General features: G+C 49.1%; 10 protein-coding genes. All 10 read left to right on the plus strand.

The window, feature by feature from the left end:
• Positions 1-79: 79 nt before the first annotated feature.
• On the plus strand, positions 80-1,144 hold the full coding sequence (locus tag FHQ23_RS07330) for a phage protease (RefSeq protein WP_139613734.1): 1,065 nt from the start codon (positions 80-82) through the stop codon (positions 1,142-1,144).
• Positions 1,144-2,067: a Mu-like prophage major head subunit gpT family protein gene (locus tag FHQ23_RS07335; RefSeq protein WP_139613735.1), complete on the plus strand. Its 924-nt coding sequence runs from the start codon at positions 1,144-1,146 to the stop codon at positions 2,065-2,067. The genes FHQ23_RS07330 and FHQ23_RS07335 overlap by 1 nt, the downstream gene beginning before the upstream one ends.
• Before the next feature lie 73 nt (positions 2,068-2,140).
• A complete protein-coding gene (locus FHQ23_RS07340) occupies positions 2,141-2,542 on the plus strand; it encodes an HI1506-related protein (RefSeq protein ID WP_139613736.1) in 402 nt (133 codons plus the stop codon).
• Entirely contained in the window at positions 2,542-2,964 is a 423-nt protein-coding gene (locus FHQ23_RS07345; RefSeq protein WP_139613737.1) for a gp436 family protein, read from the plus strand. Before FHQ23_RS07340 ends, FHQ23_RS07345 begins: the two co-directional genes overlap by 1 nt.
• Positions 2,961-3,527: a DUF1834 family protein gene (locus FHQ23_RS07350; RefSeq protein ID WP_139613738.1), complete on the plus strand. Its 567-nt coding sequence runs from the start codon at positions 2,961-2,963 to the stop codon at positions 3,525-3,527. Before FHQ23_RS07345 ends, FHQ23_RS07350 begins: the two co-directional genes overlap by 4 nt.
• Positions 3,514-3,711 carry a DUF2635 domain-containing protein gene (locus FHQ23_RS07355; RefSeq protein ID WP_442805410.1) on the plus strand — a complete coding sequence of 66 codons (198 nt, stop codon included), beginning with the start codon at positions 3,514-3,516 and terminating at the stop codon, positions 3,709-3,711. Before FHQ23_RS07350 ends, FHQ23_RS07355 begins: the two co-directional genes overlap by 14 nt.
• Positions 3,711-5,174, plus strand: coding sequence for a phage tail sheath subtilisin-like domain-containing protein (locus FHQ23_RS07360; RefSeq protein ID WP_139613740.1), 1,464 nt, complete (start codon positions 3,711-3,713; stop codon positions 5,172-5,174). Before FHQ23_RS07355 ends, FHQ23_RS07360 begins: the two co-directional genes overlap by 1 nt.
• Before the next feature lie 15 nt (positions 5,175-5,189).
• A complete protein-coding gene (locus FHQ23_RS07365; RefSeq protein WP_139613741.1) occupies positions 5,190-5,540 on the plus strand; it encodes a phage tail tube protein in 351 nt (116 codons plus the stop codon).
• Positions 5,541-5,547: 7 nt separating this feature from the next.
• The gene (locus tag FHQ23_RS07370; protein ID WP_442805409.1) at positions 5,548-5,910 is read left to right on the plus strand and encodes a phage tail assembly protein; all 363 of its coding nucleotides are present in this window, start codon (positions 5,548-5,550) and stop codon (positions 5,908-5,910) included.
• 114 nt (positions 5,911-6,024) lie between these two features.
• On the plus strand, positions 6,025-7,687 hold a 1,663-nt coding region (locus tag FHQ23_RS07375; RefSeq protein WP_139613743.1), incomplete at its 3' end, for a tape measure protein.

Here is a 7,687-nt window from a genome sequence, read left to right on the forward strand (position 1 = left end):
CTCTGCCGAATCCGCGGGGTGGCTTTTGTCTGAACCGCCACAAACCCACCTTTCCCTTTTTGTGTTGCATGCTAGCAACATGAAAAAACAAATCCCTTATGCGGTTTTGTCCGCTGAAATCAAAAACGATAACGGTTGGTATCAGTTACTGCCCGCCGGTGAATTTCGTGCTCGAGATGGTCGTCCGTTTGATGCGCCGTTTTGGTATCTGGACGGCGAGATTGCCGCCGACTTAATTGAGCAAGTGCGGTCAAGCGGTCAGGATGTGCTGATTGATTATGACCACCAAACCCTGCTGAAAGCCAAACAAGGCTTGGGTGAAGCGTTAGCCGCCGGGCGTTTTGGCGCAGACGAAATTGAGTGGCGTGACGATTCAGGGCTTTGGATTAAGCCGCGTTTAACGCCCAAAGCTCAACAACACGTCGCAGAGGGTGAATATCTCTTTTTAAGTGCGGTATTCCCGTATGACTCGAACGGTACACCGTTAGAGCTACGAATGGCGGCACTCACCAATGACCCCGGTATCACGGGTATGCAGTCTATCGCGACCCTTGCCGCTGAGTTTTTTTATAACCCACAAACTAAACCCCAAACCAAGGAGAAAGCAATGACTGAACAACTGCGACAGTTGCTCGCCAAACTCGGTGTAACGGTGGCGGAAAATGCAGAGCTGAGCGAAGAGCAAGGCGTAGCGGCATTGTCGGCACTGGATACGCTGATGAGCGAGAAAACCACTGCCGATGAGAAAGTAGCCACCTTATCCGCGCAAGCAGCAACGGTGGATTTAAGCAAGTACGTGCCAAAAGCGACCTATGACGCGACGGTGCAACAACTTGCGGTGCTGTCGGCACAAACGGCGGACAGCGAAATCGAATCCACAATCAGTAAAGCGCGCAATGACGGGCGTGTAATTGAGGCGGAAGTCGATTACTTGAAAGGCTTTGGCAAACAGCAAGGCGTGGCGGCTTTATCGGCAATGTTGGATGCGCGCCCACAGATTGCGGTGCTGTCGGCGAAACAAACGGATACCACCAAACCTGCCGACGGCGAAAAGTTGGCGGTGTTGAGTGCAGATGAGAAAACCGCAGCCAAATTGCTGGGCTTGTCGGAAGATGAATTTATTAAACAGAAGGAAGCGGAATAATGGCAAATGTAACCCCTGAAATTGTTAAGGCGATTTTTGTCGGCTTTGGCAAAAACTTTAAAGATGGTTTGGCGAAAGCACCAAGCCAATTTTCAAAAATTGCGACAGTAGTGCCGTCCTCAACCGCTGCGAACACTTACGCGTGGTTGGGGCAAATGCCCGGCTTGAAAGAGTGGATTGGCGATCGTGCGATTACCGCGATTCAAACTCACGGTTATTCGATTGCGAATAAAAAATGGGCAAGTGCGGTAGAAATTGCACGCACGGATATTGAAGACGATAACGTCGGTGTGTATTCGCCATTGATTGAAGAATTGGGACGCTCTGCCGCTGAATTGCCGGACGAGTTGGTGTTTGGTGCGCTGAAAGCCGGTTTCACTACCGAGTGTTACGACAAGCAGTATTTTTTTGATACTGACCACCCTGTCGGCGCAACGGTTGATGGCAAAACCCCGAAAAATGTCAGCAATATTACCGACGATAATACGTCTGTAGCGGAAGCGGATGCCTGGTACTTATTGGATTGTGGGCGCTCGCTAAAACCGATTATTTATCAAGAACGCAAATCCCCGACACCGGCATCGATTACTGACGTGAACGATGAAAAAGTGTTTATGAAAGACGTGTTTACTTACGGCGTTGACGCGCGATCAAACGTGGGTTACGGCTTCTGGCAGATGGCGCATGCGGTGAAAGGCAAACTGACCGCCGAAAACTTGTGGAAAGCAATTAGCGCAATGCGCGCGGTGCAGGGTGACGGCGGTAAACGCTTGGGTATCCGCCCGACGCATATCGTTGTGCCGCCATCGCTGGAAAAAGAAGCGGTGCAGCTGCTCGAGCGTGAATACCGCGTGGAAAACGGTGCAGCGGTGGATAACGAGTTCAAAGGGCGTTTAACGCTGATTGTGGCGGATTATCTGTAATCACTAAACAAAGTGCGGTTGTTTGACCGCGCTTTTACGCCAATTTAACGCATATTTTAGAGGTAAACATGTTATGGAAAAACGTTATCAAGTCGTTGTGCACAATCGTGCGCACAGTGGCTATCGCCGTGCGGGCTTTATTTTGGAAAGTGGTCAAAACCTGCTTATGGACGTTACGGATGCCCAAATCGCCGCATTTAAAGCTGATCCACGTTTGGTATTCGGCTCGCAAGACCCTATGCCGACCGAAACGATTGAAGCAGCTGAACAACGGTTGTTATCTGAAAACGGTGAAAATGACGGCACATTGTCGAGCGTGGACGATGGGTTGTTACCTGCCGATTTGGATCTGACTGTCGAGCAGATCAAAGAAAAACTGACCGCACTTGGGATTAAATTCAGTGCAAAAGCGAAAAAGCCTGAGTTAGTCGAATTGTTAGCGCAAGCGGCGGAAAGCGGACAAGGCGGTGAGTGATGAGGTATGCCACGCAAGCCGATTTAATCAAACGGTATGGTCGACACGTTATTCAGACCATCTCTGATGATGAAAACAGCGGTGAATTGGACGAAACGCAAGTAGAAGCCGCATTAACTGACGCTTCAAACACGATTGATGTGTATATCGGCGGACGCTATACCCTGCCGTTGTCGTCTGCACCGGTAGTGTTAAATCTGCATGCTTGCCATTTGGCGCGCTATTTTCTGGAGAAAAATTACGCGACCGAACAAGCTCGCAAGGATTATGAAGACAGTATTCGTTTTCTGGAGCAAGTCGCCGCCGGTAAAATTTCACTCGGATTAGCCGCCGACAATACCACAGTGGAAAGTGACAACACGGCGATTATTCAGTCCGCCGGTTCAGTCTGGGCTCGTGAAAAATCCAAAGGTTTTATATGAGTATTATCGCTGAAACCTCAACCGCACTTTTGGTACGCATTAAGACGTTATGCGGCAATACACTGAGAGAAGTGACCGAACACCCCGGTCAATGGGATGACGGCTCGGTCAAGCGTTTAGTCCGCAATCCGCCAGCGGTGTATGTCGCTTGGTTGGGGCAACTGCCAAGCAATCGCCCGAATGAGGTGATTGCGCGCTGGGGGGTGTTTGTGGTTGCCAATGTGCTGAACGGCAAACGTCAAGGACAAGTCGGGATTTATCAGATTGTCGAGCAGCTTACCGCAGGCATTGACGGCGAGCGGATTGCACCCAGTGGGCTATTTAGTTTGCAGTCAGTACAAAATCTGTGGTCGGACACCCAAAGTGGTATGGGGGTGGCGGTGTATGCGATGTATTTCAACGCGCAACAACCTGTTCCCGATGTTATCAGTGAAGCCGATATTGATGACTTTATCACCTATCACCATCAATTTAATCAATCACAGACAGAAACCGTGATTGATGACAAAACCCAATTAACCGTCATTTTACCAAAAAAAGGAGATCCAAATGATGAAAATTAAACCCAAGAGCGGTTTGATTATCCGTGACCCGGACACGCTGGAGATGTTGGCAGCAAAGGGCGAAGATAAACCACGCAGCAGTTACTGGCTAAAACGCTTGAAAGATGGCGATGTTGAGTTGGTCGAAACAAACCAAACGACTGCCAGTAAAGAGAATACAACCAAAGAGAAAGGGGCTGAATAATGGCGATTTCATATAACCAAATTCCGAACAATATCCGTGTGCCGTTGGCGTACATTGAATTTGACAACACTAAGGCGGTTTCCAGTACGCCACAGATGTTGCAAAAGATTTTAATGATCGGACAAAAGCTGGCAACCGGCACAGCAACCACCGGAAGTGCAGTGCGTGTTTCCAGCTACGCACAGGCAAAAGTGCTGTTTGGGCGCGGTTCGCAACTGGCGAAAATGGTAAACGTGTTCCGCAAGCACAATGATTATTCCGATTTGTGGGTGCTGCCGCTTGATGATAAAACCGGCAGTGCTGCCGCTACAGGTAAAATTAAACTGGTCGGTAAAGCGACGCAAGCCGGGGCGTTAAGCGTGATGGTTGCCGGGGTGAATTATAAATTTGCGGTGGCGGTGAATGATACCGCGGCCGTACTTGCCACCAAGTTAGCCGCGGCGATTAATGCTGACGGTGATAACGTAGTCAACGCAACGGTCACGACCGATACGGTAGCAGTAACGGCCCGTTTTAAAGGTGAGTGCGGTAACGATATTGATATTCGCACCAATTATTACAGTGGTGAATCTTATCCAGTCGGCATTGCCGCCGAAATCACTGCAATGGCAGGCGGTGCGGTTAATCCCGATATGGCGACGGCTATCACCGGTTTTGGGGCGGAATGGTGGAACTATATTATCAATCCGTTCACCGATACCGAAAGTTTAAATTTATTGCGCACTGAATTAGTCAATCGCTGGGGACCGTTGAAACAGATTGACGGCACCTGCTTTATGGCAAAGCGCGGTACGCACGGCACAGTGACCACCTTCACGGAGCAACGCAATGATTATTTGATGTCCACCCTTGCCACCAATATCACACCCGAACCGGCGTATGAATGGGCGGCGGCAGTGGGGGCGGTCGCCTCGTATTATCTGGCAATTGATCCGGCTCGCCCGCTACAAACGCTGGTATTGAATATGTTACCGCCGGCGATGTCCGATCGTTGGGATTTACCTGATCGCAATACCTTGCTGTTTAGCGGTGCGTCAACTTACACCGTTAATGATAATTCACAGCCACAAATCGAAGCCTTGATTACGATGTATCGTAAAAATAGCCTTGGTGATAACGACCCAAGTTATCTCTATGTAGAAACCATTGCGACATTGAGTTATATCCGTTATGCGATTCGCACGCGAATTTCGCAAAAATACCCACGGCACAAACTCGCCGATGACGGCATTCGGGTATCACCGGGACAAGCGATTGTGACCCCGAAAGTGATTAAGAGTGAATTGCTGGCGTTATTCACTGAGTTGGAATTTGCCGGTTTAGTCGAAGACTATGAAAACTTTGAAAAATCGCTGTTGGTGGAGCGTGACCAAAACGATCGTAATCGCCTGAATGTGTTGAGCAATGAAAATTTAGTCAATCAGTTCCGCATTTATGCCCATGCGGTGCAGTTTATTTTGTAATCAAGGAGTTAAAGAATGAGTAAATATCAAGGCACGGCTTATATCCGCGTTAACGGCGCGGAATTTCCGACGGCTGATGATGCCACACTGGACATCGGCGGCTACACGCGTGAAACGGTGAAAGGCTCACGTGTATATGGCTATCAAGAAACTGCCACCGAAGCCACCGTCGATTGTAAGATCTATAACACCGACGGCATCGATGTGATGACGATTAAAAGCTGGACAGACGCGACTGTCGAATTTGCCACCGATATCGGGCAGACCTATCTGCTTGCCGGGGCGTGGGTAGTAGACGCGGTGACGCTGTCCAGTAAAGGCGAAATCAGCGTGAAATTTGCCGCGAAAGAGTGCCGTCGGGCGTGAGGAGTGAATGATGGAATTGGTGTTAAAACACGGCTTGAAATACGGTGATGAGCTACAAACCGCCGTCACCCTGAAAGAGCTGACCACGGGCGATTTGCTTGAAGCACAGTTATCGGCAGAAAAACTGGTATTTGACGGCAACGGTAATCCGTCACTGGTCAACAGCCCTGCACTGTTTGGTTATGAGTTGTTACGTCGTCAAATCGGCAAAATCGGCGTGTTAAACGGCCCGATTTCGTTGGCGCAGCTGAAACAACTGCACCCTGAAGATATTGATATGATCAATATCTATTTAGAAACGATGGAAAGTGCCAAAGCGCAGCGAGTGCTTGAGCGGGGGCGACTGGATGCGACAGGCGGAGAGGCTTGAGAAAACCTGCCTGTTGCTGGCAAAATATTATCAATGCAGTCCACAGTGGCTGCTTTCTCAAGGTGTGTTTAACCTGCCTCGTTATATTAACTACATCAAATCGGATTAATCAGTATGGCAAATAATTCCACGTCTTTTTATGTCAACCTTGGAGGCAACCTGCAAGCCAACGCCGCTCGCAATGCCAAAAGCATGGAGCAGATGGCAAACCGTTCCGCCAAGGCAATGACCAAAATCGAACGCAGTGCTTATTTGGCGACAAAAGGCGTGATGGGTTTATCGCGTGGAATTAATACTGTCGGAAACTGGGCAGTTGCCGGTATGGTCGGTGGTGCGACACTGGCTTCACGCTCATTGATTAAAACGGCAGCTGAATTTGAAATGGCGGCTATCCGAATGAAACAGAATTTCGGTGCTGACGGTGATAAGGTGTTTAAGTGGGTCACAGAGTTCGCCACCAAAACACCCATGCAGTTTATGGACGTGCAGAATGCGGCGTTGAGTTTGAAAACCGCCGGCATTGATCCGATGAACGGTTCATTGCAATCGCTGGTTGATTTCAATGCCAAGTTAGGTGGCAACACCGAAAATCTGAACGGAATGATTTCAACGATTTCAAAAGCCTATTTAAAGGGGAAATTGACTGGTGAGGAACTTCAATCGCTGCAAGAAAAGAAAGTGCCTGTGTTGGATTTATTAGTGGAGGCAAGCAACGGAAAATATACCAAGGCTCAAATTGCTGATGCGATTACGAAAGGGCAAATTCGTGTGAATTGGCTGGATGCTTTGGTTAAGCAGATGGGGTTAAGCTCCCAGGGTGCTGCCGAAGCGCAAATGAAAACCTGGGACGGAATGATGTCGAATATCGGTGACAATATCACCGCCATGCAAGCCAAGTTGATGGAAAAAGGGATTTTTGACGCGCTAAAAAATGAGGTTGGTAGCCTGCTCGCTTGGTTGAATGAAAAAATGGAGAATGGTGAATTTGATGCATTTGCCCAGAAAATCAGTGACACCTTGCTTGCCGCCATCAAAGCACTGAAAGAGTACGGCGAAGACCTGAAGCCGATTTTAAAAAGCGTAGGGGATGCCGTCGGCTGGATTGCAGAAAAAGCCGGAGGTTATGGCAATCTGGCCAAATTTATGGGCTATCTGTATTTAGGGAATAAGGTACTGCGCTGGGGAGCCGGTGGCATTGGTTATCTCGGGGGATTGTTTTCAAAAATTAAAGGTGGTGGCGGTATTGTTGGCAATGCCCTCGGTGGCGTAGTAGGTGGCGTGACGCCTGTTTATGTGACTAATTTGGGTGCGCTCGGTGGTATGGGGGTTGGTGTTGAAAAAGCAGCTGAAAAAATCGCGAAAACTACCGCAGCTACTACTGCGGCTACCTTTGGCAAACGTGCGTTCAGTGTGGTGAAAAATGCGACTGTGCCGTTATTTACGCTAGCCGGGCTGTATATCGCCGGGCAGCACCGGGCAACTGGTTTAGCCATTGAAGAAGCAAAAAAGGAAGAACGGGCGCCAACGGAAGAGCAATTTTATCGACATCTTGCCAATCAATCGCCACCCTCAACAGATTTTTGGGTGGGTTATCCTATACCTAAAGTGGATCCGGCGCAAAAAGCCAGGGTGGAGCAAATGAATGCCGGGCAAGCGATTGTTTACGGTGCGCTTGATCGTCAGCTCGATAATGAGGTGGCAGCAAGGCGGCTTGAGTTTGGCACTTATACCGAGGAGGAATACCAGCAACGGGTATCCAAAAATAATAAAACTACCC

Source organism: Testudinibacter crocodili (assembly GCF_006228025.1).
Lineage (GTDB): Bacteria > Pseudomonadota > Gammaproteobacteria > Enterobacterales > Pasteurellaceae > Chelonobacter.